The 24,865-nt window shown below is 70.7% G+C and carries 22 protein-coding genes and 1 tRNA gene; 12 read left to right on the plus strand and 11 right to left on the minus strand.

Features of this window, described 5'->3' with window-relative positions; genetic code table 11:
• Window positions 1–65: 65 nt before the first annotated feature.
• Complete coding sequence (locus HHX30_RS02940) at window positions 66–1,325, plus strand: hypothetical protein (RefSeq protein WP_169979032.1); 1,260 nt, start codon at window positions 66–68, stop codon at window positions 1,323–1,325.
• Between the two features lie 150 nt (window positions 1,326–1,475).
• Here HHX30_RS02940 and HHX30_RS02945 read toward each other — a convergent pair whose 3' ends face one another.
• Window positions 1,476–2,015, minus strand: a complete 540-nt coding sequence (locus tag HHX30_RS02945) for a DUF1062 domain-containing protein (protein WP_311922053.1) — start codon at window positions 2,013–2,015, stop codon at window positions 1,476–1,478.
• 304 nt (window positions 2,016–2,319) lie between these two features.
• Window positions 2,320–2,751: a YgjP-like metallopeptidase domain-containing protein gene (locus HHX30_RS02950; RefSeq protein WP_169979036.1), complete on the minus strand. Its 432-nt coding sequence runs from the start codon at window positions 2,749–2,751 to the stop codon at window positions 2,320–2,322.
• 150 nt (window positions 2,752–2,901) lie between these two features.
• Here HHX30_RS02950 and HHX30_RS02955 point away from each other — a divergent pair, with 150 nt between their 5' ends.
• A complete protein-coding gene (locus HHX30_RS02955) occupies window positions 2,902–3,516 on the plus strand; it encodes a dihydrofolate reductase family protein (protein WP_169979038.1) in 615 nt (204 codons plus the stop codon).
• A gap of 10 nt (window positions 3,517–3,526) precedes the next feature.
• On the opposite strand, the gene HHX30_RS02960 is transcribed toward HHX30_RS02955, so the two are convergent.
• Entirely contained in the window at window positions 3,527–3,745 is a 219-nt protein-coding gene (locus HHX30_RS02960; RefSeq protein WP_249349526.1) for a hypothetical protein, read from the minus strand.
• A gap of 136 nt (window positions 3,746–3,881) precedes the next feature.
• On the opposite strand from HHX30_RS02960, the gene HHX30_RS02965 reads away from it, so the two are divergent.
• Window positions 3,882–4,232 carry an MmcQ/YjbR family DNA-binding protein gene (locus HHX30_RS02965; RefSeq protein ID WP_169979040.1) on the plus strand — a complete coding sequence of 117 codons (351 nt, stop codon included), beginning with the start codon at window positions 3,882–3,884 and terminating at the stop codon, window positions 4,230–4,232.
• A gap of 237 nt (window positions 4,233–4,469) precedes the next feature.
• Here HHX30_RS02965 and HHX30_RS02970 read toward each other — a convergent pair.
• A tRNA-Asn gene (locus tag HHX30_RS02970) sits at window positions 4,470–4,542 on the minus strand.
• 270 nt (window positions 4,543–4,812) lie between these two features.
• Between HHX30_RS02970 and HHX30_RS41210 the strand changes: the two genes are divergently transcribed.
• From HHX30_RS41210 to HHX30_RS02995, 5 genes are all read left to right on the plus strand, one after another.
• Complete coding sequence (locus tag HHX30_RS41210) at window positions 4,813–5,112, plus strand: YtxH domain-containing protein (protein WP_249349527.1); 300 nt, start codon at window positions 4,813–4,815, stop codon at window positions 5,110–5,112.
• 140 nt (window positions 5,113–5,252) lie between these two features.
• Window positions 5,253–5,522: a metal-sensitive transcriptional regulator gene (locus HHX30_RS02980; protein ID WP_169944372.1), complete on the plus strand. Its 270-nt coding sequence runs from the start codon at window positions 5,253–5,255 to the stop codon at window positions 5,520–5,522.
• A gap of 216 nt (window positions 5,523–5,738) precedes the next feature.
• Window positions 5,739–7,079: a rhodanese-like domain-containing protein gene (locus HHX30_RS02985; protein WP_169979042.1), complete on the plus strand. Its 1,341-nt coding sequence runs from the start codon at window positions 5,739–5,741 to the stop codon at window positions 7,077–7,079.
• A 35-nt stretch (window positions 7,080–7,114) separates the two neighbouring features.
• On the plus strand, window positions 7,115–7,702 hold the full coding sequence (locus HHX30_RS02990) for a rhodanese-like domain-containing protein (RefSeq protein WP_244313006.1): 588 nt from the start codon (window positions 7,115–7,117) through the stop codon (window positions 7,700–7,702).
• A 17-nt stretch (window positions 7,703–7,719) separates the two neighbouring features.
• Window positions 7,720–8,610, plus strand: a complete 891-nt coding sequence (locus tag HHX30_RS02995) for a sulfite exporter TauE/SafE family protein (RefSeq protein WP_169979044.1) — start codon at window positions 7,720–7,722, stop codon at window positions 8,608–8,610.
• A 192-nt stretch (window positions 8,611–8,802) separates the two neighbouring features.
• Here HHX30_RS02995 and HHX30_RS03000 read toward each other — a convergent pair whose 3' ends face one another.
• The 4 genes from HHX30_RS03000 to dnaG form a co-directional block, all read right to left on the minus strand.
• Window positions 8,803–9,306 (minus strand): hypothetical protein, encoded by a 504-nt coding sequence (locus HHX30_RS03000; RefSeq protein WP_249349528.1) that lies wholly within the window; start codon window positions 9,304–9,306, stop codon window positions 8,803–8,805.
• Between the two features lie 122 nt (window positions 9,307–9,428).
• The gene (locus tag HHX30_RS03005) at window positions 9,429–10,157 is read right to left on the minus strand and encodes a glyoxalase (RefSeq protein ID WP_169979046.1); all 729 of its coding nucleotides are present in this window, start codon (window positions 10,155–10,157) and stop codon (window positions 9,429–9,431) included.
• A gap of 174 nt (window positions 10,158–10,331) precedes the next feature.
• Window positions 10,332–11,471 carry an RNA polymerase sigma factor RpoD gene (gene rpoD / locus HHX30_RS03010; RefSeq protein ID WP_310741755.1) on the minus strand — a complete coding sequence of 380 codons (1,140 nt, stop codon included), beginning with the start codon at window positions 11,469–11,471 and terminating at the stop codon, window positions 10,332–10,334.
• 146 nt (window positions 11,472–11,617) lie between these two features.
• On the minus strand, window positions 11,618–13,537 hold the full coding sequence (dnaG, locus tag HHX30_RS03015; RefSeq protein WP_169979050.1) for a DNA primase: 1,920 nt from the start codon (window positions 13,535–13,537) through the stop codon (window positions 11,618–11,620).
• Window positions 13,538–13,683: 146 nt separating this feature from the next.
• Here dnaG and HHX30_RS03020 point away from each other — a divergent pair, with 146 nt between their 5' ends.
• Window positions 13,684–14,541: a M23 family metallopeptidase gene (locus HHX30_RS03020; RefSeq protein WP_169979777.1), complete on the plus strand. Its 858-nt coding sequence runs from the start codon at window positions 13,684–13,686 to the stop codon at window positions 14,539–14,541.
• A 15-nt stretch (window positions 14,542–14,556) separates the two neighbouring features.
• On the opposite strand, the gene HHX30_RS03025 is transcribed toward HHX30_RS03020, so the two are convergent.
• Complete coding sequence (locus HHX30_RS03025) at window positions 14,557–15,864, minus strand: deoxyguanosinetriphosphate triphosphohydrolase (protein WP_169979052.1); 1,308 nt, start codon at window positions 15,862–15,864, stop codon at window positions 14,557–14,559.
• A gap of 173 nt (window positions 15,865–16,037) precedes the next feature.
• On the opposite strand from HHX30_RS03025, the gene HHX30_RS03030 reads away from it, so the two are divergent.
• Complete coding sequence (locus HHX30_RS03030; RefSeq protein ID WP_311922054.1) at window positions 16,038–16,829, plus strand: hypothetical protein; 792 nt, start codon at window positions 16,038–16,040, stop codon at window positions 16,827–16,829.
• Here HHX30_RS03030 and HHX30_RS03035 read toward each other — a convergent pair.
• Both HHX30_RS03035 and ppdK read right to left on the minus strand, forming a co-directional pair.
• Window positions 16,826–18,739, minus strand: a complete 1,914-nt coding sequence (locus HHX30_RS03035; protein WP_311922055.1) for a M14 family zinc carboxypeptidase — start codon at window positions 18,737–18,739, stop codon at window positions 16,826–16,828. The two genes, HHX30_RS03030 and HHX30_RS03035, sit on opposite strands and share 4 nt — an antisense overlap.
• 150 nt (window positions 18,740–18,889) lie before the next feature.
• Window positions 18,890–21,526 carry a pyruvate, phosphate dikinase gene (ppdK, locus tag HHX30_RS03040; protein WP_169979057.1) on the minus strand — a complete coding sequence of 879 codons (2,637 nt, stop codon included), beginning with the start codon at window positions 21,524–21,526 and terminating at the stop codon, window positions 18,890–18,892.
• A 408-nt stretch (window positions 21,527–21,934) separates the two neighbouring features.
• On the opposite strand from ppdK, the gene HHX30_RS03045 reads away from it, so the two are divergent.
• Window positions 21,935–23,392, plus strand: a complete 1,458-nt coding sequence (locus tag HHX30_RS03045) for an alpha/beta hydrolase (protein WP_169979059.1) — start codon at window positions 21,935–21,937, stop codon at window positions 23,390–23,392.
• Between the two features lie 450 nt (window positions 23,393–23,842).
• The gene (locus HHX30_RS03050) at window positions 23,843–24,811 is read left to right on the plus strand and encodes a hypothetical protein (protein WP_169979061.1); all 969 of its coding nucleotides are present in this window, start codon (window positions 23,843–23,845) and stop codon (window positions 24,809–24,811) included.
• The last annotated feature ends 54 nt before the right edge of the window (window positions 24,812–24,865 follow it).

Here is a 24,865-nt window from a genome sequence, read left to right on the forward strand (position 1 = left end):
CACCTGCGCGGCTCCGGCAACGACCAGCCTGGGGATGGGCGCTGTACGCCTTGGGATGGGCGGCTGTGACCGTGGGCACGATCAGCGGCGCCGCGGCCTACTCAGCCGTGCGCCGTGGGACGGCCCCGCAGGGCTGGCCGGCGACGGCCGCCGAGTTCGCGCTCATGACCGCGCTGCTGGGAGGCGGTCGCTGGGCGATACGACAAAGCCACCGGCACCGGGCCAAGACACTGCGACCCGTCGACGCGCTCCCGCACGACCAGGAGATCGTGCTGTTCCTGCGCGCGTTCACCGACGACGAGGGCTTCGCCAATGTTCCCCGGGGCCATCCGCACGGTCCCTGGGCGGCGACGACCGACACCGAGGAACAGCAACTGGCACAGGCGACCGCGCCGTTCGGCCAGATGATCGCCCTTGGCAAGCCCGGCGACGCGCTCCCGCAGACCGGTGCCGGACGTTACTACGCCGCGGACCACGAGTGGCAGACGCAGGTGCTCGCCGCTCTGGATCGCGCCCGCCTCGTCATCCTGGCCTGTGGGCCCGGACGCGGCCTGCGATGGGAGACCGAGCGAATCGTGGCCTTCAACCGGCCCGAGCGGCTGGTGCTCGTCGTCGCCCGTGACGCTGACCAGTACGAATCATTCAGAGCCGAGATGCACGACCTTTTCCCCAAAGGCCTGCCTCGGGCTCCTGACTTCGAGAACGTCGTCGTCAAGGGGCCTGATCATGTCCACATCCGCGCCGTCGTCTGGTTCGACGGCGACTGGACGCCACACGCGACCGCCCTGGGGGCGGCCGATCCAGAAGTCCGCGTCCACAGGTTGATCGAGCCTTCCGCATGGGTCAGAACGGCTTTCCCCCTTGCCATCCGGCCGGTTTATCAGCGGGCCGGACTCGCCATACCCGGACTTCCCGCCACACGGCACACTCGCCCGTGGCAGGTTCCCGTCGCGCTGGTGCTCTGCGCGCTCGCCCTGGTGCTTCTGTCCGCCGGGACAGACGGCTTCGATCTGTCGAGCGAGAAGACCACTACCCTGCTGATCTTTCTCGGCCTTCCCTTCTCGGTCCTGCTGTATCGGACATGGTGTGGGGGACATATCTCCATAAGGTTCGTGCAATTCTTCGGATGGCTGTTCGGAGCGGTGTCCTTCATGGTTCTGGTGATGCCGGGAACCACACGACATCCCCTCGTCGCCGGGCTGCTCGGAACCCTGTCGAGCACCGGGGCTCTTCTGCTCGGCAGACACAGAGTCCGCGAGTGGGTCGCGTCACTCGCCTTGGTGCCGCCGGACAGTCCGCGAGCGAGTCGGCGAAAGCGAAAGTGACAATGGGCGGCGGCATGCGCCGGCCGGCCAGGACGGCCTGCACACGGTGCGTGGCTCGCCAGGGGCGACTCCGGACGGCCGGAGCCGCCCCTGGGGCGAGGCGTGTTCGGCACGGATGCCTACGGGGATCGCATTGCGGCTACCCTCCCGTCAGTCCCCGGCCATGACGGTGAAGGTGAACCCGGTGCTCGTCGTACGGCGCAGCGGAATGTCGCACTTGATCCGGCGGAGCACCTCGTTCCTGCTGAGGCCGAGCCCCTGGGCGATGAGCCGCTCCGGGCGCACCGGCACAGGGTCCTCGAAGACGACCTCCACCTGGACCGGCCACGACTCGTCGAGCCATGCCAACGGGGTGTCCAGCCGCCAGGCCCCCTCCCAGTCCAGAGCGAAGCGGTTGCGCCGGGCGAACAGCGGATCCAGCAGCGTGGACGCCACCAGCTCCGGATCGTTGGTGTGGTAGCCGTCGAGCTCGGCCGGATCGACGGATCTGACCGGCGCCCGCTCGTGCACGGTGAGCTTGCTCGTCCGGCCGCAGGACACGCAGCGGACCAGCAGCCACACGTCCAGCAGCTTGCCGTTGGCGTTGACCCGGAACCTGCCCTCGCCCGTGGTGGCCGACTCCGACCGGCAGTCCGGGCACCGCGACGACAGCAGAGGCAGCCTGGTCCGGCGGACGACCCAGGGCAGCACAGTATGAGGTTGTGAAGACATGATCTCTCTAGACCTGACACGAGGCCGATCGCGCGCGGCCTCAAACGCTGCATGACCGGGCGCACACGGGCAGCCCGGCGGAGCCGACGGGACGGTCGGCTTGAAGGTGAGCGGAAGAAGGTGTCAGGTTAAAGAGCAGGCGGGGTCACGCGCTTTTGTCCTCTGTCCTCACGGCGACGGGGGCCGCAGGCACCCTACGGGAGCGCGAAAGAAGGGCTCAAGCGGTTTTCCGCGGCGGTGGTCCCTGTCGCCTGGGTTCATCCCACGGCCGTGCTCCGCCTCGTCAGCGTCCTTCCTCGGGCAGCCACAGGTCGGGGCCGAGTCGGCGCAGGCGCTCTCGGCACCGCAGCCCGGTCACCTCGACGCCCATCCTCTGTGCCCACGGCCGAGTGCGCCGCTTCAGCCACGATTCGCCGACCCGGCGATACCAGCGGACCAGGTCCCGCGCTCCCCCGCCCCGGCCCAGCTCCAGCCGTCCGCGAAGCAGCCGCACCTCGCGTCCCGGCTCCACGATCCGCAGCCGGTACGACCGGCCGAGATACGGGAAGCCCTCGCCGGCGACGTACTGCCGGGCCGGGCGGGCCTCGCCCAGCTCGCGCCGGTCAGCGAGCTTGCCGTACGGCCAGGGCCGCTTGGCCTCGACCACCTTCACCAGTTCGGCGAGCTCGGTGTAGTCGATGCGCGGCAGACGGGCGGCTGCCTGACTTCGCTCCACGGCACAAAGGACTGGTGATCGGTAATCAGCCGGAACGTGTGGACCCGGACCTGAACCGCTCCGTCGGCACGGATCTGTGGTCTGCCGATAAGTTTGGGAGGCTGCGCCGGTCTGCCTACCGACGCCACCTGACTTGAAGGGATCGTCACGATGGCGAAGATCATCTCCACGCTGTTCATCTCGGCCGACGGCGTGGCCGAGATCGACCCCGATTGGCACTTCCCATACTTCGACGAGAACATGGGCCGCGCCGTCGGCGAGGACTACGACACCGCTGACGTGCTGCTCATCGGCCGCGAGACCTATGACAGCTTCGCCGGCGCCTGGCCCGGTCGCGAGGCCGCGGGCGGGGACGACGCGCCGTTCGCCAAGCAACTCGGGGACATGCGCAAGGTGGTCGTCTCGCGCCAGCCGCTGGAGTTCTCCTGGCGCAACTCTGAGCTGATCAAGGGCGATCTCCTCGACGCCGCCGCCTCGCTCAAGGCCGATGCCGGCATCAGAGGCATCCTCATCCCCGGGTCGATCTCCGTCGTGCAGCAACTGCTCGCTGCAGGCCTGGTCGACGAGCTGCGCCTACTGGTGCATCCGGTGGCGGCGCGTAAGGGCCGCAGGCTCTTCGACGACGGCGACGCGCCGTACCACCTGAAGGTGACTGCGACGGAGGCGTTTGCGACGGGCGTGATCCGCGTCATCTACTCGCCGACCGCGGCACCTGCCAAGGTCGGCTACGACGAGGTCAAGGACCAGGTGCCCGAAGGGAAATAGCCTCCGGGGGTCACCAGGGGACGGCGCCCTCGTCGTCGAAGAAGCCGCCGCGCGGCCCGTCGTCCGGCAGGGTAGCGAGCCGGATCGCGGTCGCGGCGCCCTGCTCGGGCGTCCGTGGCGCGTTGAAGCCGGTGAAGTCGGTCGCCACGTAGCCCGGGCAGCAGGCGTTCACGATGACCTTCGTGTCGGCGAGCCGACAGGAGAAGGTTCTTCGCGGCAACGACGCCATCCGGAGACTGTTGGACGGCCGGCAACGATGTCGTTCTCTTGCTCACCCATCACCCGTGACGCGTAACGAACTTCTCACGGGGGGCTGCAGGAGAACCGGCGGCGCGAATGTCGGAGGCGGCTGGTAGAAGGTGAGCATGGGCGTGAGCGTGGATGAGTTCCTGGCCTTGCTGACCAGGTTGCCCGAAGTCGAGCAGGGCTACGGCGGCGAGTGGGTCTCGCTGAAGGTGGACGGCAAGGGCTTCGGATATCTGTGGGAGAAGACCCGGACCGTCGGGCTCAAACAGCCGATCGAGGAGCAGATCGCGCTGGTGTCCGAGCGTCCCGACGTCTTCGAGGTGCAGTTCACCGCGGGACGCTTCGGCTGGGTCGTGGTGAAGCTCGACAAGATCGAAGAGGACGAGCTCTTCGAACTCGTCACCGAGGCGTGGCTGCTGACCGCGCCGAAGGATCTGGTCGAGGCGCACGAGCCCGAGCTGCTGCCGTAACTCCCTGCCCGCGAGGTCTCCGCCGGTCGTACGGCGGGCGCCGACCCGGGTGATCCCGGGGAACGGCGCCGCGAGATTCCGAGCGAGCGGGTGACGTTCCGATGAGCCCTGCCCCCGGTGTTCCGGGGGCACCGGCCGCACTGTGGTCATACCGGGGCCAGACCGTGGCCGTACCGTGCGGACCTGGAAAACGACCGAGGCCGGTGATCTGGGATCACCGGCCTTCGGAGTGATGAGCTCCCGCGATAGGACTCGAACCTATAACCTGCCGGTTAACAGCCGGCTGCTCTGCCGATTGAGCTACACGGGATCGTGCTCTGTACTGCTGTTACTGCTGTTACTGCCTGCTCCGCTCGTTCCGGCCTTTCGGCTTTCCTTGCGGCGCGGAACTAGATTAGCGCACTCCGGGGGGTGTCTGTCACATCGATTCCGCCCGCGAGTCGTCGGGTCTTGATCGGCGTACGGCAAAGAGCGCCCGGAGGGCCTCGGGAGCCGCCCGGGCGGGGCAGGAGCGGCTGCTGTTGGATAGAGACATGCCCTCGGGGTAGGGGGGCGGGGAACACGAGCGCGGAGGTGGAAGATGCGATACAAGGCGATGTTCGCCACCGGGCTGGCCGTCGGCTACGTCCTCGGCACGCGGGCCGGGCGTGAGCGCTACGAGCAGATCAAGCGCTTCGCGCAGCGGCTCGCGGACAGCCCCACGGTGCAGGAGGCGGCGGGGCTGGTCGGCGCCCAGGCCTCGAAGGTGGCGGGCAAGGCCAAGGACCTCGCGGGCGACAAGGTGCCGTTCCTCAGGAAGACGGAGTCCTGGGAGTCCGACAGGACCGACCGGGTCGGCACGGCCACCGGCTGGCCGGGCGGCGCCGACCAGATCCCCTGAGCCGCCCCCGGCCGATTACGCCCTCGACCGCCGGAGCAGCCCACGACCCCGGAGAGCAGGCGGCGGGCCCCCGGCACGATGCCGGGGGCCACGGGTGAAGCCCATTTGCCCTCAGGTACCCCCGGGGGTATAAATGAGACATGCAGATGAACGAGGCAATGGTCGGCGACGCAGTGACGCGTTTGCGCCGGGCGCACGGCCAGCTCGCCGGAGTGATCGCAATGATCGAGGCGGGCGAGGACTGCACCAAGGTGCTGACCCAGCTGGCCGCGGTCTCGAAGGCGATCGACCGGGCCGGATTCAAGCTCGTCGCCAGCGGTCTGCGGCACTGCCACGCCGCACAGGAGCGGGGCGAGGAGGCTCCGATGAGCGTGGCCGAGCTGGAGAAGCTGTTCCTGGCCCTCGCCTAGATCCTCTGCCCCAACCGACAAAGCCCCGCCACGCGCACAGGCAGGCCTTCGCCGTGGACTCCCCCGGAGGAAGGCCGGCCTTCGCACATCCGCCGGATACCCCCCGGGGTATCTCGCGGCCATCTTCGCGCCGGCGTACTCGACAGCAGGCGCGGTCAACGGTTTTTCAGGCCCGTCACATACCCCCGGGGGTATATGGAAATGAGGTGTTCCCCTATGGAGATCGTGTCCTTCCGCACTCCGGGTCTCGGTGACCAGACCTACCTGCTGACCCACGAAGGCAAGGGAGTGCTCGTCGACCCGCAGCGCGACATCGACAGGTTCCTGCGGGCGGCGGCCGAGCGCGACGTGGAGCTGCGCTTCGTGCTGGAGACCCACCTGCACAACGACTACGTGTCGGGCGGCGAGCAGGCGGCTCTGCGCACCGGAGCCGAGCTGGTCCTGCCCGCCGCCGCCGCGCCTGCCTACCCTCACACCCCGGCGTTCCACCTGGAGGACATCGAGGGAGGGGACGGCCTGTCCCTGCGGCCGGTCCACACCCCGGGGCACACCCCCGAGCACACCAGCTACCTGGTGCTCATCGAGGGTGAGCCGGTCGCGGTGTTCTCCGGCGGCAGCCTCCTGGTGGCCTCGGCGGGCCGGCCCGACCTGCTCGGCATGGCCCGGGCCCGGACCCTGGCCCGGCTGCAGCACGGCTCCCTGCGCCGGCTGGCGGCGCTGCCGCCCGAGGTCGGGCTGTTCCCGACGCACGGCGAGGGGTCGTTCTGCAGCGCGAGCGGGGCCGGCCGCTACACCTCGACGATCGGCGAGGAGATGAGGTCCAACCCGCTGCTCGCCATCGAGGACGCCGAACAACTGGCCGACGAACTGCTCGCCGCACCCATGCCGATCCCGGCCTTCTACCGGTACATGGGCCCCGCCAACACGCTCGGCGTGCCGCCGATGCCCTCCGTCGGCGCGCCCGAACTGGCCGTCGCCGACCTGCCCCAGGACGTGCGCGTGGTCGACATCCGCCCGCGCGAGAGGCAGGCGGACGGCTTCCTGCCCGGCTCTGTCGGCATCGAGCTGGGGGCGGACTTCGGCAGCTGGGCCGGGTGGCTGCTGCCGTACCGGTCGCCGATCGTGCTCGTGGCCGAGCCCGGCCAGGACGCGGGCGAGGCGGTGACCCAGCTGGCGCAGATCGGCATCGACACCGTGCGCGGCGTCGTGCGCGACCTCGGCCCGGCCGCGACCGCGACGTTCGAACGGCTGGACCTGGCGGCCTTCACGGCACGGACGGTCCAGCCCGGCGCCCAGGTGCTGGACGTGCGCATGCCGAACGAACGCCAGGCCGTGCGCCTGGAGGGAGCCGTCGAGCGCTTCCTCCCCGACCTGGTGACCGAGGGCGTCCCCGCCGAGCTGGACCGCGAGCGCCCGGTGCTCGTGGCCTGCGGATCGGGCCGGCGCGCGGCCATCGCCGCCACGCTGCTCGCGGCTGCGGGATACACGCCGGTCGCGCTCGACGGCGCCGGCGTGCCCGACGTGGTCGCCACGCTGCGGACCCGCCGCGCTGCCTGACCCCAGACCCCACATACGAGAACGAGAAGGAAGCCGTGAACACCGAATCCCCGAACATCGACACCGCGACCGCCCGTGCGCTGATCGCCGCCAACCCCGACGTGCTGGTCGTGGACGTGCGGACCCCCGCCGAGTTCGAGACCGCGCACATCGGCGGCGCGATCAACCTGCCGCTCGACCAGGTCGACGCCCACCTGCGGCGGATCGTCGCCGACGCCGGCGGGCGGATGCTGCTCATCTGCCAGTCCGGCGGCCGGGCCACCCAGGCGCACAAGAAGCTCTGCGAGGCGGGACTGCCCGACACGGTCGTGCTCACCGGCGGGATGAACGCCTGGATCGCCTCCGGCGCCCCCGTGGTGCGCGGCAGACAGCGGTGGAGCCTGGAACGCCAGGTCCGCGTGGTCGCGGGCGGCATCGTGCTCGCCTCGATCGTGGCCGACCTGTGGCTGCCGGGGGCGCGCTTCGCCGGCGCCTTCGTCGGCGCGGGCCTGGTCTTCGCCGGGCTGACCGACACCTGCGCCATGGGCATGCTGCTGTCCCGCCTGCCGTACAACCGCGGCGCGGGCGCCGACGTGGACGCCGCTCTCGCCTGTATCCGCCGCCCCGGCCGCAGCGCGGCCTGACGGATCGAGACGACGACATGACCGCTCTCACTCTGGCCGGCGCCGTCGTCGTCGGCCTGACCCTGGGCCTGTTCGGCGGCGGCGGATCGATCCTGACCGTTCCTCTGCTCGTCTACGTCGCGGGTGTCCCGGCCAAGTCCGCGATCGCCATGTCCCTGTTCGTCGTCGGCGTGACCAGCGTGGTCAGCGCCGTCGGCCACGCCCGCGCCGGCCGCATCCGGTGGCGGACCGGGCTGGTGTTCGGCCTGGCCGGGATGGCCGGAGCGTACGGCGGCGGCCTCATCGGGCCGCGCCTGCCCACGGCGGCGCTGCTGGCGGGGTTCGCGCTGATGATGGCGGCCACCGCCGTCGCCATGATCTGCCGCCGCGGGACGTCCCAGGCCGCGGGGGCCCACAAGGATCTGCCGATCCTCCACGTCCTCGTCGAAGGCGTCGTCGTCGGCCTGGTCACCGGCCTGGTCGGGGCCGGCGGAGGCTTCCTCGTCGTCCCCGCGCTGGTGCTGCTCGGCGGCATGCCGATGAGCACAGCCGTCGCCACCTCCCTGGTGGTCATCGCGATGAAGTCGTTCGCCGGGCTGGCCGGCTACCTGCAGACCGTCCCCGTCGACTGGTCGATCGCCCTGCCCGTCACGGCGATGGCGGTCGCCGGCGGTCTCGCCGGGGGCTGGCTGGCCGGGCGCGTCCACGCCGACCGCCTGCGCAGGGGCTTCGGCTGGTTCGTCCTCGTCATGGGCGGATTCGTGCTGCTCCAGCAGGCGCCGCCCGAGCTGTTCCACACCGTGTGGGGCGTCACCGCGCTGCTGGCCGGCGCCGCGGCCGTCGCGGCGGGGGTCGTCTATCTGTTCCTGTGCCAGGGCCGCCGGCTGGACGGCGGCGCCCTGCGCGTCGGGGAACTCAATCGCACGTGACGCACGCCCCTGCTCGGCGACGCGGCAGGCTCCGTGCGCGGCCGTCCGGCCCGGACGGGGGCGATCGAGGACAGCGCGGCGTAAAGATCCTCTTCCGGTCGTCGCCGGCTCCGCTCTGCTCCGGTGTCCCGTCCAGGCCACCGGAGCAGAGCCGGACGTCCCCGCCGAGTCCCCTGCCCGGGTTCGCCGGCTTCACACGCCGAGGCTGCGCCGTACCTCTTCGAGCGCCTGCTCGGCGTGCGCGCGCAGGCCCGGGTCCTTCGCGTCGAGGCCGGGGTCGAAGATGAACTCCCAGCGCGGGGTGTCGTAGCCCGGGATCCGGCGGGCGACGAGGCGCACTCCCCCGCGGCCGTCGATGGTCACATGGCGGCTCGCGACGATCGTCGAGGTCACCCGCTCGCGGATCGTCTCCGGCAGCCTGCCCGGCTCGGGCAGGAGGGTCCGGTGGACGGATCCGTCCGTCATCGTGACCGTCACTCCCTCCTCGTCCCACACGGCCTTGTCCATGAGGTGCCACGGCAGGCGCGGCCCGTCCGGCAGGTGCAGCGCCCGGGTGGTGGCGACGACGTGGCCGCCCTCCGGCGTACGCGCGTGGCTGATCGGGTGCTCGCCGCTCTCCAGCGCGAGAGCCGTACGGACCTCACGAGGGAGCCGGGAGCCGAACAGGCGGGACAGCGAGGGCTTGGGAGGAGTCAAGAGGCACCGCCAGCGTACGACGACCGTTAACACCCCCGAGGCTATCCGGCGGCCCCGTCCCTCCTGTCGTACGGGCTCCGAGCGCGGGAGCCGCGGAACCCGGGCGGGAAGCCGCGTCGCGCTCAGGGGAGCCAGTCCTGAAGTCCGGCGAGATGCCCGAGTTCCGACTCGATTCGCCGCCTGTCGTCGGCGGTGAGCTCCAGACCACGCAGATCGGTGAGCCAGGGATCGGCAGGCTCACCGAGGACCGTGGCCAGGTCGACGAGGTGACACAGGGCGATGGCCCGCTCGACCGGCGAGGCGTCCGCGCCGTGCCTGCGCACCGCGGACTTGAGCGCACGGAAGGCCTGCAGGTCGTCGTTCTTGAACTCGCGCAGTATCCGGGCGTTGTCGAGCGCCCTGGCCAGGCCCGTCAGCTTCTTCGAACCGCCGTACTCCACCTCGGCCGGCTCGTCGCGCTGGATGAATATGATCGAGTTCCCGGACGGATCCATCAGCGTGAACCGGGACGCGCCGGGCCGGTAGCGGGTGATCCGCGGCAGGCCGGAGCTCAGCACCTTCCCGTAGACCCGGCGCATCGCCGCGACGAACTCCGCGTGGTACGGCGCCACGGCGTCGACCATGACCAGGCAGCCTCCGGACTCCTCCCGGGCCGGGTCCAGGCCCTTGGGCGCCGGGCCGAAGTGCAGATCGAATCCGCTCCACCGCAGCGCCAGATAGACATAGGGCCTGCTTTGTTTGTAGGTCGCCTCGAACCCCAGCGCCTCGTAGAACGCCAGGGTCTCCTCCGGCGACGCGCACGGCATCAACGGCACCGTCGTCTCGTTCGGCCGGACCGCGGGCTCACTCATGTCATCCACCTTTCCGATCGCCCGGCGATGGTGGCACCCCTCGGCGCGGCTCGCACATGGATCGCTCCATGACCCCGCGTCGCTCCATGGACCCCGCGTCGCGCCGTCGGCCCAGGACGCGGACGAGCGCCTCCCGTGAGCCGGGAGGCGCTCGTCCGCGCCGATCGGGGAGCGTCAGTCCAGGTAGTCCCGTAGCGTCTGGGCCCGGGTGGGGTGGCGCAGCTTGGCCAGCGTCTTGGACTCGATCTGGCGGATGCGCTCACGCGTCACGCCGAACTCCCGGCCGACCTCCTCCAATGTGCGGGGGTGGCCGTCGGAGAGGCCGAACCGGAGCTGGATGATCCGCTGCTCGCGCTCCGACAGCGTGGCCAGGATGTCGTCGAGCTGGTCCTGCAGCATGATGAAGGCCGCGGCCTCCATCGGCACCACCGCGTCGGCGTCCTCGATGAAGTCGCCGAGGTCGGAGTCCTCCTCGCCGATCGGCGCCTGGAGCGAGACCGGCTCCTGCGCGATGCGCTGGATCTCCACCACGCGGTCGATGGGCAGGTCCATCTCGGCGGCGATCTCCTCGGGCGCGGGCTCCCTGCCGAGATCCTGGTGGAGCTGCCGCTGCACCCGGACCAATTTATTGATCGTCTCGACCATGTGCACGGGAATCCGGATCGTTCTCGCCTGGTCGGCGATCGCCCGGGTGATCGCCTGGCGAATCCACCACGTGGCGTAGGTCGAGAACTTGTATCCCTTGGTGTAGTCGAATTTCTCGACCGCACGGATGAGACCGAGATTGCCCTCCTGAATGAGATCCAGGAACAGCATTCCGCGGCCCACATAGCGCTTGGCGATGGAGACCACGAGCCTGAGGTTGGCCTCGATGAGCCGCTGCTTGGCGCGGACGCCCTCCCAGACCAGGTCCTCCAGCTCCGGCTGGGCGAACCTGGCGGCGGGGCTCTCGCAGAGCTTGTCCTCCGCGAACAGGCCCGCTTCGATGGCCTTGGCCAGCTCCACCTCCTCTTCGGCGGTGAGCAGCGGAACCCTGCCGATCTCCCGGAGGTAGATCCTGACCAGGTCGCTGGTCGGAGCGCGTTTGCCGATATCCTCCTCGTCCGGCTTGCCGGGTTCCTCGTCGCCTTGCGGCTCGAGGACCTCAACTCCGTTCTCGGCGAGCATCCGCACGACGCGCTCCAGCGCGTCGGCGGGCAACTCGGATCGGTCGAGCGCGGCGGCCACGTCTTCAACCGTGACGCTCCCGCGTTCCCTTCCCTTCGCGACGAGGTCCGCCACCTGGTCTACCGATGGCGGCCTGCTTGGCAGCACCGATGCACCCACGCAACACAGTGTGCAGGAAAGGCACCACTAAATGGCAGGCCTATTTTTGTCACCCAAGGTAAGGCGGAAGTCAATACCGAATCGAGATCAAAATGTATGTTTGACTGCTGTGAGAACTGGAAAGGGACGTTTATTCAGGCCCCACTCGCGCGTTCTCGCAACACCCGTCGCTGCTGTTCCAGCGCCACGAGTTCGCCGAACAGCCGGTTGTACTCCTGCTGCTCCTCGACCGGGTTGAGCCGCTGCAGCCGCGACTTCACCTGGGCGACGGCCCGGCCCACCGCGACCTCCTGGATCTTCGCGAGGACGGCCGCGCCGTACCGCTCCTCGACGTTGACGTCGGCGCGCACGGCCTCGACCGCGAACCGGGTGACGAGCGACCTCAGGTCGAAGCCGGTCGCACCCGGCGCCGCGGCGTCGGCCTGCTCCAGCAGCCGGTCGACCCACTCGCGCCCGCCCGGTCCTCCGGCGACGGTGCCCCCCGCCGCCGTGACGACCTCGTACAGGGCGACGTGCTCGGGCAGGGTGAACGTCGCCGCGCCGAGCGCGTCGAACTCCGGCCCGAGCAGCGCGGGCCGCTGCACGGCGAGCTTGAGCGCCTCCGCCTCCAGGCGGACGGCGGGGTCCAGGGGCTCCTGCCGCACGGGCGCGGGCCGTTCCTGCGCCGCCGTACGGCCGGCCTGCCTGCGCCCGGGAGCGTGCGCGCCGTCCTGCGTCCGCCCCACGACCTGCTGGACGCGCTGGATGACGAAGCCCTCGTCCATGAAGCCGATCCAGCGGTCGAGGTCCACCACGTAGGTCTTGCGCAGCCCTGGGTCCTTGATCGAGGCCACGACGGGCGCGGCGGCGTCGAGCGCGGCCAGGCGGCCCTCGTTGGTGTTGAGGTCGTAGCGGGACAGGGTGCTGCGGATGGCGAAGGCGAACAGCGGCTCGCGGCTGGCGATCAGGTCGCGCACGGCGGCGTCGCCCTGCTTGACCCGCAGGTCGCAGGGGTCGAGGCCGTCGGGCTGCACGGCGACGAAGGTCTGCGTGACGAACTTCTGCTCGTCGGCGAACGCGCGCAGGGCGGCCTTCTGCCCCGCCGAGTCCCCGTCGAAGGTGAAGATCACCTCGCCCCGGAACTCGGCCTGGTCGAGCAGCAGCCGGCGCAGGACCTTGATGTGCTCCTCGCCGAAGGAGGTGCCGCAGGTGGCCACCGCGGTCGGCACGCCGGCCAGATGGCAGGCCATGACGTCGGTGTAGCCCTCCACGATGACGGCCTGGGACCGCTTGGCGATCTCCCGCTTGGCGAGGTCCACGCCGTACAGCACCGAGCTCTTGTGGTAGATCGGGCTCTCGGGGGTGTTCAGGTACTTGGGGCCGTCGTCGGAGTCGAGCAGCTTGCGCGCGCCGAACCCGATGACGTCTCCGGTGATGTCGCGGATCGGCCAGACGAGCCGGCCGCGGAACCGGTCGACGGGGCCACGCCTGCCCTCGCGGGCCAGGCCGCCCTTGATCAGCTCCTGGGAGGTGAACCCGCGGGCCATCAGGTGCCGCGACAGCGCCTCCCACTCGTTGGGCGCGTAGCCGACCCCGAAGTGCTCGGCGTCGGCCCGCTCGAAGCCGCGCTCGGACAGGAAGCGCCGCCCGGGCGCCGCCTCGGGGCCGGACAGCCGCTCGGCGTAGAACTCGGCGGCGGCGCGGTGCGCCTCGATCAGCCGCAGCCGCTCGCCCTGCTCGCGCCCCGGCACGTAGCCGCCCTGCTCGTAGCGGAGCTGGATGCCGGCGCGCTGGGCGAGCCGCTCGACCGCCTCGGTGAACGTCAGGTTCTCGATCTTGCGGACGAACGTGATGACGTCGCCGCCCTCGGCGCAGCCGAAGCAGTAGTAGTAGCCCCGGGCCGGGGTGACGTTGAAGGAGGGCGACTTCTCGTCGTGGAACGGGCACAGCCCCTTCAGGTTGCCCCCGCCCGCGTTGCGGAGCTGGATGTGCTCGCCGACGACGTCGGCGATCGGCGAGCGCTCCCGCACGAGCGCGATGTCCTCGTCACTGATCCGACCGCTTCGCCCTGCCACGCTGGCGAGTCTAGAGCCTGCCCCCGACAGCCCGGACGCCCCGCCGCCGACGTCGAGGACATGTCACGACTTTCCGGAACAGGTCGTGATGTACGGCTTGGTCCGTTACAAAGGAAAGGTTCGATAACGTCGACCAGGTGGAGATCATGCGATCGGGGAGACTGGCCGCCCTCGCCGGCGCCGCGTTCGTCGCGGCGTCCTGCGGCGCGCCCGCCGGGGTCGCGGGAGTGAGCACACTGCCGCCCACGCCGCCGCCCGGAAACGGCATCACGGCCGCCACCGACGACTCCCAGCCCGGTCACGTCGTGCCCCCGCCCGGGGACGAGCCGGTGCGGGTCCCGCCGCCGAAGATGTCCCCCTACACGTACGCCTTCCCCATCAAGGGCTGCAAGGTGTCGTACTCCCGCAAGCTGCTCGTGCTGCCCAAGACCACCATCTGGGCGAAGAAGGGCTGCGCGTTCGTGTCGCCGGTCGACGGAGTGGTCCAGGAGGTCAACGTCAGGAACCTCTGGACGCCCTCCACCGACCGCGGCACCGACCGGGAGGGCCGGTTCGTCACGGTCAAGGGCGAGGACGGCGTGCTGTACCTCGGAGGCCACCTCGACTCCGTCGAGGAGGACGTCACACCGGGCACCAAGGTCAAGGCCGGGCAACTGCTCGGCCGCGTGGGCAACACGGGCAACGCCCGCGACACCGCGAGCAACCTCTACTTCGCCATCTCCTGGCCGGTCGAGCCGCAGTACTGGTGGGTCCGCCGGGGCGTGGTGCCGCCGTGGCCGTACCTGGACGCCTGGGACGACGGCAACCGCACGGTCTCCCCGCGCAAGGCGATGCTGACGCTGCGCAAGCGGCTGGGCCCCACCCCGCCCTGCACGCAACTGTGCTCCGGCTCGTCCAACTCGTCCAACTCGTCGAAGCAGCCCACGACGCCCACCCCGGACGAGACCAAGCCGCCCAAGAAGAAGAACGACAACGACAACGACACGGTGGTCATCCCGCTCTGAGACGCGCGGGCGCGGTCAGCCGGCCTTGAGGCGGCGGCGCGTGGCCGCGGACAGGCGCCGGTGCCAGCCCATGGCGGAGGCGTCGGTGAGCGAGGCGATCTGGTCGACCACCGCGCGCAGCCGTCCCGCGTCGTCGGCGGCCTGCTCGAACTGCGGCCGCAGGGCGGGCTCCAGGGTCGCCGGGGCGCCCCGGAGGATGAGGTCGCCCAGCTCGGCGATGATCTCCCGCTGCCGGGCCTGGACGGCGTGGTGGTCCTCCCTCGACATCACGTAGTGAGCCGTCACGCCCTTGAGCAGCGCGCACTCCAACCGGGTGGTCCTCGGCACCACCAGGTCCGCGTCGTACCGTCCCGGGGCGCTCCGGCCGGCGGGCGCCGGGCGGCAGCCGTACGCCTCGCGCGTGGCGTCCTGCGCGGAGCGGCACAGCCGGCCGATGAGCGCGCTGGTGAGCCGCTTGAGCGCGGCGAGGTCGGCGAGCCCGGCGTCGAAGGCGGCGGGCCACAGCGGCTCGGTGATCAGCCGCGTGAAGGTCTCCGCCAGCTCCTCCAGGCCGGCGTCGGGCGCGTACCACTGCCTCGTCAGGCGGCACACATCCAGCCGCTCCTCCGGGTCGCGCAGCGCCGCCATCGTGACGTGGCCGCACGTCAGCGCGTCCTCCAGGTCGTGCACCGAGTACGCCACGTCGTCGGCCCAGTCCATGACCTGCGCCTCGAAGCCGACCGCGTAGTCGGGCGCGCCCTCCCGCACCCACCGGAAGACCGCCAGGTCGTCGGGGTAGACGCAGTACGGCTGGCCCTCCCCGGCGAGCGGGACGCCGGGAACGCGGCAGGACGACCCGGCCCAGGGATACTTGCACACCGAGTCGAGCGTCGCCCGGGTGAGGTTGAGCCCGGCGCTGCGGCCGTCCTCGGTGATGACCTTGGCCTCCAGCCGGGTCAGCAGGCGCAGGTTCTGCGCGTTGCCCTGGAACCCGCCGCACGGCGCCGCCAGTTCGTCGAGGGCGGCCTCCCCGTTGTGGCCGAACGGGGGGTGGCCGAGGTCGTGGGCGAGGCAGGCGGTCTCCACCAGGTCGGGGTCGCAGCCGAGGACCTTGCCCATCTCCCGGCCGATCTGCGCGCATTCCAGCGAGTGGGTCAGCCGCGTACGGGGGCTGTGCAGGCCGGTGCAGTCGGCGGGGGCCACCACCTGCGTCTTGGCGGCGAGCCTGCGCAGCGAGGCGCTGTGGAGCACGCGTGCCCGGTCCCGCTCGAACGCGCTCCGCTCGGGGTTGCCCGGCGGCTCCGGCACCCACCGCGCCTGGTCGTGCTCGTCATAGCGGGCCATGCGTCCTCCTTCCCTGTGGCAAGCCCCGTGGCGGCGGGGAATGGAGCGTACCCGCGAAGGTCGGGTTTCACGACAGATCCGGTAGTCCGATGGGAGATTGCCCTCTTGCCGGGTAAGCGGTCGCGAGTGATACTCGGCTTTTCCCGCCCTGGCGCTTCCGGGGAGGAGCCCTGGTGGTGGACGACGAGCTCGCGGAGGTCCTCCGGTCCGGGCCCTTCGAGCGCGCCCTGCGGGCCGCCATCCGCGCGCGGGGCCTGAGCCTCGACCGCCTGCACTCACGGCTGCGCGAGCGGGGATTCGAGGTCAGCCTGTCCAGCCTCAGCTATTGGCAGCGCGGCCGGTCCCGGCCCGAGCGCGCCGCCTCCCTGGCGGCGGTCCGGGAGCTCGAGGTCATCTTGTCCCTGCCCGAATACGCCCTGATCGGCCTGCTCGGGCCGCCCCGCCCGCGAGGACGGCGGCCGGAGACGCTCACCGTGCTCAGCCACCACGAGCAGGTGGTGGTGAGCACCGGCCGGCGGCATCGGGTGAACGCCCGCGTCGTGCTGCGGGCCGCCGCGCCGGGCGTGGACCGGTACGTGGTCGCCCATCCGCCGGGCACCCGGCTGCTGCGCACCGAGTGGTGCCGGCCCGGCCGCGGCGGCGTCGACGGCACGGAGCTCCTGACCGAGCTGATCTTCCCGCACCCGCTCGCCCCCGGCGAGACCCACGTCGTGGAGTACGTCACCGCCATCGCCTCGGCCGACCGGTACGACCGGCGCCTGCGGGACCCGGTCGAGCAGCATCTGGTGCAGGTGCGGTTCACGGGCGGGCGGCTGCCGGTGCGGTGTTTCCACACCTGGTCGCCGGACGCGTCGGCGCCGCCCCGCGACGCCGGCGAGCTGCGCGTCGACGCGTTCGGAACCGCCCATCTGGTGGACACCGGCGCCCGGCCCGGCGTACGCGGCATCCGCTGGGAGTGGGTCTAGTTCCTGGTGATCCGGACGTCGTCGACGCCGGCCTCCACGAGGCTGGCGGTCGCCAGGTCGGCCGCCTCGAACTGGATGCGCACGGTCTGACCGGCGAACCCGGTCAGCGACGCGGTGGCGACGCTCCACGCGCCGTCCCTGTCGGTGGCCGCGCCGAGCTGCTCGAAGACCGTGCTCGTCGTGCCGCCGATCACCTTCACCCGGAAGTAGTCGGCCGCGGAGGAGTTGGACCCGTGGGCGAGGTACCAGGACAGCGACAGCGTGAGCGTCCCCGAGGCCGGCAGCGTGATCGGCGGCGACGTGATCGTGGTCACTCCCCCGTCGACGTCGCCGTCCCCCGCGCTCGTCCCGGCGGCGGCGCCCGTGACCAGGTCGTAGCTCCCGCTGACCGTGGTGCCGAGCTGCTTGGCCCCGCTGGAGGAGGTCGCGGCGGGGTCGGCGCGCTCCCACGCGCCGGAGGTGGCCGTGTCGGTGCCCGCCGCGTTCGCCGTCCAGCCGGTCGCGGTCTCGAAGGTGTCGGAGTAGACGACGGCGGGCGGCGTGCCCGTGCCGCAGTACGCGGACTCCTTGCCGATGACCCGGTAGACGCAGTCGGCGTTCTGGACGAGCAGCAGCGCGGCCGCCCGGTTGCGCGAGGTCTCCCGGTCGATCGTCTCGTCGGGCGGGTAGAAGCCGGGGTTGCTCCCCTTGGGATACATCTCGAACGTGTACGTGAAGATCTTGTAGGTGCCCCACATCCAGTCGTCGATCGAGCCGTCGGTGATGTAGAGGTCGCTCGCCTGCTCGGCGGTGTACCCGTTGGTGGCCGCCATGCTGCGGCCGAGGGCGGCGTGCGCGTCCCTGTCGTCCTGCGTCATGCCCGGGCCGGTGTCGGCCGTCGTGTACCCGTACGGCCACAGGACGAGTTCGCTGTAGGTGTGCCAGTCGATGGCGGCCTTGATCTGCTGGACGCCGCCGACCACCCGGCCGCGTACGAAGTCGGCCGCCGCCTTGACCTCCGGGGCCGACTCGGCGGCCGCTCCGCGGTAGGTCTCGCTCGACGGGGTGCCCGAGGAGCCGCCGCAGCAGCCCCACCTGTAGCCCCAGTTGCGGTTGAGGTCGGTGCCGACGCTGGATGTGCCGGCGTTGGGCTGGCGGTTCTTGCGCCAGGACCGGTAGGAACCGGTGGCGACGTCGTACTCGCCGCCGTCGGGGTTGAGGTCGGGCAGGATCCAGATCTCCCGCGTGTTCACCAGGTCGGTGATCTGGGCGTCGCCGCCGTAGCCGTCGGTGAACAGGCGCAGCAGGTAGATCGCCATCTCGACGGTCAGATGCTCGCGCGCGTGCTGGTGGGCGGTGAACAGCACCTCCGGCTCGTTCTCGTCGGCGGCCACGTTGTCGCTGATCTTGATGCCCATCAGATCGCGGCCCTCGTAGGAGCGGCCGTAGCTGAACCTGCGGGCGATCGCGGGATGGGCGGCGACGACCTGGTCCACCAGCGTGCTGAGCTCGGCGTAGTTGTGGTAGCCGGAGTCCCCCGAGGGGAAGTCGAAGGTCTGCGGGCCACCGGGCTCAGCCGGGGGTTCCAGCTCGGTGAGCCTGAACCCGAGCCGCCGGATGGCGTCGGCCTCCTGGAGCGTCGCGGTGACGACCAGGCTCCGGCCGTGCACCTCGTCGATCGCGGCCCCCGTGCGGGCCACCGCGCTGCGCTGCGCGACGGTGGCCGGGCCGTCCACCTCGTACTGCCTCGACGTCGACGGCTCCTGGTCCGCCCGCCCCGCGGGGGCCTCCCCGGCGGCGGCCGGCGGGCCCGTCAGCGTGGCCGCGGGCGGGACGGCCGACGACACGGGGGCGGCTGCGAGCAGCGTGGGGAGGGTGCACAGCAGCGCCGCGGCGATCGCGAGCGCCGGCGGACGGCGACGTCTTCTCACTCCACGTCCTTCCTTGCGGTAGGTACGTAGAGTGATCACTCAGGCGGGCGGCTTCAACGGTCACCGGGCCGTGTCGCGCGACCCGGTGAACCACCCCCACTCCGACCTGGTCATTCCACAACCAGTCCGGATGTTCTGTGGAATTTCAACTCATCGCGTGTCGGACTCCGCGCAGGTCAGCGCGGCGCGGCCCGCCTCGAGCCGCGCCACCGGGATACGGAACGGCGAGCAGGAGACGTAGTCGAGGCCGATCTCGTGGCAGAAGCGGACCGAGTCGGGGTCGCCGCCGTGCTCGCCGCAGATGCCGATCTTGAGGCCCGGCCGGCTCCGCCTGCCCTCCTCGGCCGCGAGCCGCATCAGGCGTCCGACGCCCTCGCGGTCGATCGACTCGAACGGTGAGACCCCGAAGACGCCCAGGTCGAGGTATCTGGCGAAGAACCCGCTCTCCACGTCGTCGCGGGAGAAGCCCCAGGTCATCTGGGTGAGGTCGTTGGTGCCGAACGAGAAGAACTCGGCGGCCTCGGCGATCTGCCCGGCCGTCAGCGCCGCCCTCGGCACCTCGATCATCGTGCCGATCGCCGCCTCCACGCCCGCCTCGGCGAGGATCCGCTCCGCCTCCTCCCGTACGATCTCCAGCTCCTGCACCGCGCCGACCAGGGGGATCATGATCTCCGCCCGGGCGCCCTCGACCCGCCGGGCCGCGGCGGCGATGGCCCGCACCTGCATCGCGAACAGGCCGGGGATCGTCAGGCCGAGCCGTACGCCGCGCAGGCCCAGCATCGGGTTCTGCTCGTGCAGCCGCTTGACCGCCTCGAGAAGCCTGCGGTCCCGGTCGTCCGCCTCGTCCCCTCCGAGGGCCACCTTCACGGCCAGGTCGGTGAGGTCGGGCAGGAACTCGTGCAGCGGCGGGTCGATCAGCCGGATCGTCACCGGCAGCCCGCGCATGGCCGTGAGGATGCCGATGAAGTCGCCGGTCTGCAGCGGTTCCAGCGCGTCCAGCGCAACCTGCCGCTCCTTGGGCGTCGCGGCCAGGATCAGGTCCTCCACAAGCCGCCGCCGCTCCCCCAGGAACATGTGCTCCGTACGGCACAGCCCGATGCCCTGGGCGCCGTAGCGGCGGGCGCGGGCGGCGTCCTCGGGGGTGTCGGCGTTGGCCCGTACGGCGAGCCGGCGGACGGAGTCCGCGTGGGTCATGATCCGGTCCACGGCCCGGACCAGCTCGTCCCCGGCCGGCTCGCCCTCGAAGTACTCGGCGACCGGCGAGGCGGTGACGGGGACCTCGCCGAGGTAGACGGCGCCGGTGCCGCCGTCGATCGAGATCACGTCGCCCTCGTTCACGACGATCCCGCCGGGCGCGGTGAAGCGGCGGGCGTGCGTGTCGACGTCCAGCTCCTCGGCCCCGCACACGCAGGTCTTGCCCATGCCGCGGGCCACCACGGCGGCGTGGGAGGTCTTGCCGCCCCTTGAGGTGAGCACACCCTGGGCCGCGATCATCCCGGCGAGGTCGTCGGGGTTGGTCTCCCGCCGCACGAGGATGACCGCCTCGCCCCGCCCGGCCAGCTCGACGGCCCGCTCGGAGCTGAAGACGGCCTTGCCCGCGGCGGCGCCGGGCGAGGCGTTCATGCCGGTGGTCAGCCTGCGGTTGCCCGCCGTCGCGGCGAAGCGGGGGAACATGAGCTGGGCGAGCTGGTCGCCCGTGACCCGGATGACCGCCTCGTCCATGTCGATGAGGCCCTCGTCCACGAGCTGGGTGGCGATGCAGAAGGCGGCCTCGGCCGTGCGCTTGCCGACGCGGGTCTGCAGCATCCACAACTTGCCGCGCTCGATCGTGAACTCGATGTCGCACAGGTCGCGGTAGTGCCGCTCCAGCGTCGCCATGATGTCGAGGAGCTCGCGGTAGGCCGCGGGGTTGATGGTCTCCAGCTCCTGCAGGGGGACGGTGTTGCGGATGCCGGCCACGACGTCCTCGCCCTGGGCGTTGCGCAGGTAGTCGCCGTAGACGCCCTGGCGTCCCGAGCCGGGGTCACGGGTGAAGGCGACCCCCGTGCCGGAGTCCGGGCCCATGTTGCCGAACACCATGGCGACGACGTTGACGGCCGTGCCGAGATCGGCGGGGATGCGCTCCTGGCGGCGGTAGAGGATCGCGCGCGGGGCGTTCCAGGAGTCGAAGACCGCCCCGACGGCGAGGTCCATCTGCTCACGGGGGTCGGCGGGGAAGTCGCGGCCCGTACGCTCGCGGACGATGCCCTTGAAGGTCTCGACCAGCCGCTGGAGGTCGGCGGCGTCGAGGTCGGTGTCCTCCCGCTCGCCCTTGAGGTCGTCCATCGCGTCCTCGAACAGCTCGCCGTCGATGCCCAGGACGGTCTTGCCGAACATCTGGATGAGCCGGCGGTAGGAGTCCCACGCGAAGCGGTCGTTGCCCGACTGCTTGGCCAGCCCGAGGACCGAGTCGTCGTTGAGGCCGATGTTGAGGACCGTCTCCATCATGCCGGGCATCGAGAACTTGGCCCCCGACCTCACGCTGACCAGCAGCGGGTCGTCGGCCTGGCCGAGGCGCTTGCCCATGCGCGCCTCCAGCGCGGCGAGGTGCTCGCCGATCTCCCCCTCCAGCCCGTCGGGCACGCCGCCGTGCCGGAGGTAGTGGCGGCACGCCTCGGTGGTGATCGTGAAGCCGGGAGGCACGGGGAGGCCGATGTTGGTCATTTCCGCCAGATTGGCGCCCTTACCACCGAGGAGGTCTTTGAGGTCCTTGTTGCCCTCGGTGAAGTCGTAAACGTACTTGGGCATGTGACGCTCCTTCGCCGACTTCAAAGAAACCGCGGACGCGGCCCGCAACCGGACTGTACCTAGGAAAAGCAGCACCAAACATCACCCTTCACCACATATGATGTCTAAGCAGGTAGAAGGGCTAGCAGAGGTCTAATCCAATCAAAGATCGGCCATTTTTCCGGAGGGCGCACACTGGTATAAACCAATTCATCGTCATGTGCGCCGCGGAGGCCCCGCCCCACCGGAGGGGAAATGGTTTAGACCATTGTCCGGTAAGGCGGCGTTCCGGTGAGTTCCGGTGAGTTCCGGTGCGTCGGCCATACGGGCGCGACGGTCTGCGATATAAACGAGGCACCCTCCGAACGCAGTCGAACACGAGGGGTTTCAGTGTCGCGAGGGGTGTCGGCGCGAAGGATCTGGCGGGTCATGGCGGTGACCGTGGCCGGGCTCGGCGCGATGGCGGCGACCGCCGGCTGCGGGGGCGCGAGGGTCACCCCCGAGGAGTACGCCTCGGCCACGCCCTCCCTGTCGTGGAAGGCGTGCGAGGAGACCGCCTCCTCCTCCGGCTTCGAGTGCGCCACGCTCCAGGTGCCGCTCGACTACGCCAAGCCCGAGGGCAAGAAGATCGGTATCGCCCTGGTCCGACTGCGGGCCACCGACCAGGGCCGGCGGATCGGCTCCCTGGTTTTCAACTTCGGGGGTCCCGGCGGCTCGGGCGTCACGACGCTCATGAACGCGGCCCACGCCTTCTCCACGTTGAACAGCCGCTACGACCTCGTCAGCTTCGATCCGCGCGGCGTGGAACGCAGCAGCGGCATCCGCTGTCTCAGCGGCCCGCAGATGGACCAGTACGTGAGCAGGGAGCCCAGCGAGAACGCCTCGACCGAGACCAAACTCGTCACCGGATTCGCGCAGGGGTGCGAGCGCAACGCGGGCTGGATCCTGCCCTACGTCGGCACCGTCAACGCGGCACGCGACATGGAGACGCTGCGGGCGGCCCTCGGCGACCCGCGCCTCAACTACTTCGGCTTCTCCTACGGCACCCACCTCGGCGCGGTGTACGCCACGCAGTCCCCGAAGAAGGTGGGGCGGATGGTGCTCGACTCCGCCGTCGACCCCTCGATCGGCATGCTCGAGATGGCCAAGACGCAGGCTCTCGGCTTCCAGAAGGCGTACGAGGACTATCTGGCCGACTGCGCCAAGACGCGGACGAGCTGCCCGCTGGGCGCCGACCCCGCCGCCGCGAACGCCACCGTGCTGAAGCTCCTCGACACCCTGTCCCGCACGCCGGGGAAGGTGGGCTCGCGCACGGTCACCGAGGACGTGGCCCGGGCGGGCATCACCCAGGCGCTCTACAGCAAGCTCACCTGGCCGCTGCTGACCGAGGCCCTGGACGAGGGCCGGAAGGGCAGGCTCGACGGCCTGCTCGCGCTGGCCGACCAGTACGCCGGGCGGCAGCCGGACGGCACTTACTCCACCCTGCAGTTCTCGCTGCCGTCGGTGCTGTGCGTCGACAGCACCGACCGGCCCTCGGTCGCCCAGGCCGAGGAGCTGGCCCGGCGGCTGGAGAAGAAGACCCCGATCTTCGCGTCGACCGCCATCAGCGCGGGGTCGTGCAGCCTATGGCCGGTGCCCGGGGACGACGCCGCCAGGCACGTCGACGCCACCGGGTCCGGCCCCATCCTCGTCGTCGGCGTGACGAACGACCCGGCCACGCCGTACCAGTGGGCGCCGCGGCTGGCCGAACAGCTGCGCACCGGCGTGCTGCTGACGCTGAACGGCGAGGGCCACGGCGCGTACGGCCAGAGCAGGTGCATCGACGACAAGGTCGACGCGTTCCTGCTGGAGGGGAAGGTTCCGGCCAAGGGAACGCGCTGCGACTGAGCGCGCGCCGGTAGCAGGTCTCGGCTTGGTCGTAGTCCCTCCGAGCCGATGGTGGACGTGGCCCAGGGTGTCTCAGGTGGCTGATTCCCGTCGCGATCCCCGGCCTCCTGAAGCCAGGTCGAAGCCTGCCGGCAGTGGGCGAGCGCTTCCCGATGGTTTCCGACGGCGATGTGGCACCAGCCGGCCGCGCTGATCGCCCTGACCTCCCGGTGCCGCTGGCCGGCGGCCCGGTAGAGCCGGAGTGCGTGCTCGGCGCTGTCCAGCGCCTCCACATGGTGGCCCTGCTGCTCGAAGACCCGCGCAGGGTTGCTGTGAATGTGCGCCTGGCCGGTCAGGTCTTCCAGCCGCGAAGTGCTCGAGCGCGTGCCCGTACTCCCGCCCCACTGCGACCAGAGCCCGGATGACCGCGTCGCCCGTCAAGGCAAGAGGAAGGTGCTGTGCGTCGCGCCGGTGACACAACCGCCGGGCAGATCGGTCCTGAGTTCGACGAGCGCCGCCGACGACCCGCCACCCCTGCCCGCCTGGTGCATCGACCCCCCTGACGATCAGTCGAAGAGCGCGTGGAAGACCAGGCGATTCGCCGCCTGCCTGATCAACTATGCGTCCGTCGGCGTCTACGACACCACCACGAGGGCCCTACTCGGCCGCACCATGATCAACTACCTGCATTTCATCGGCATGTTCAACGACAGCCTGGAACTCACCGATGTCTTCGCGATCGTCCGCTTCTACTCCGAGGGAGAACTGGTCCCGGACGACGCGCTCAGCTTCCGCCTGGCGGTCAGTTGTTCCTACGGCTGTACGGCCGGCGACTTCGGCCCTCCCATCGCACTGCCCGAGAACTCCACCCGCTACCTGACCCCGTCCGTCCCGCATCTCGTGAACGTGCCCTTCGACGGGATACGCACCGTCATCACCACGTACGAGCTGCAGCTGACGCATCCGGGCGGGGACACGGAGATGATCAATGTCTTTCCGCCGGAAAAGGGTCCGTACCCTTCGCCGGACATCCGCTGCGACAGGATTCTCGGCGGCGCCGGCTGCGTCATCCCGAGTTTCATCCCCACGCTCGACGGGCTGTCCGCCTACCCGACGGTCAGCGCGCACATCAAACGTGCGCAGGCCAGTGGGCTTCCGGGAGCCCCCGGCACCACCCCCCTTCACCGGCTTGCCGACCCGGCCAAGGTCAGGAGGAACCGGGACACGGCCTGCCCCGACTCGCTGCCCCGTCCACCTGGGCTGACATGCGACGAATACCCCATGGCGCGCACCTGGGAGGGCGCCTGGACGAGCGGCGGCGCCTACAGCACGGACATGGTCCTCGACATGGACAACTCGGGCGCGGGAGGGAAGTTCGGAGCACTCGTCACCCGCGATCGGCTGCTGGACCGCGACGCCTTCTGGGTCGATCCCAACTGATTCCCCCGATGGCCACGTCATTCTCATCGCGCCGGGCCCGGTGGAACACGACCG

Source organism: Microbispora sp. H10836 (assembly GCF_012999525.1).
Classification (GTDB): Bacteria; Actinomycetota; Actinomycetes; order Streptosporangiales; family Streptosporangiaceae; genus Microbispora.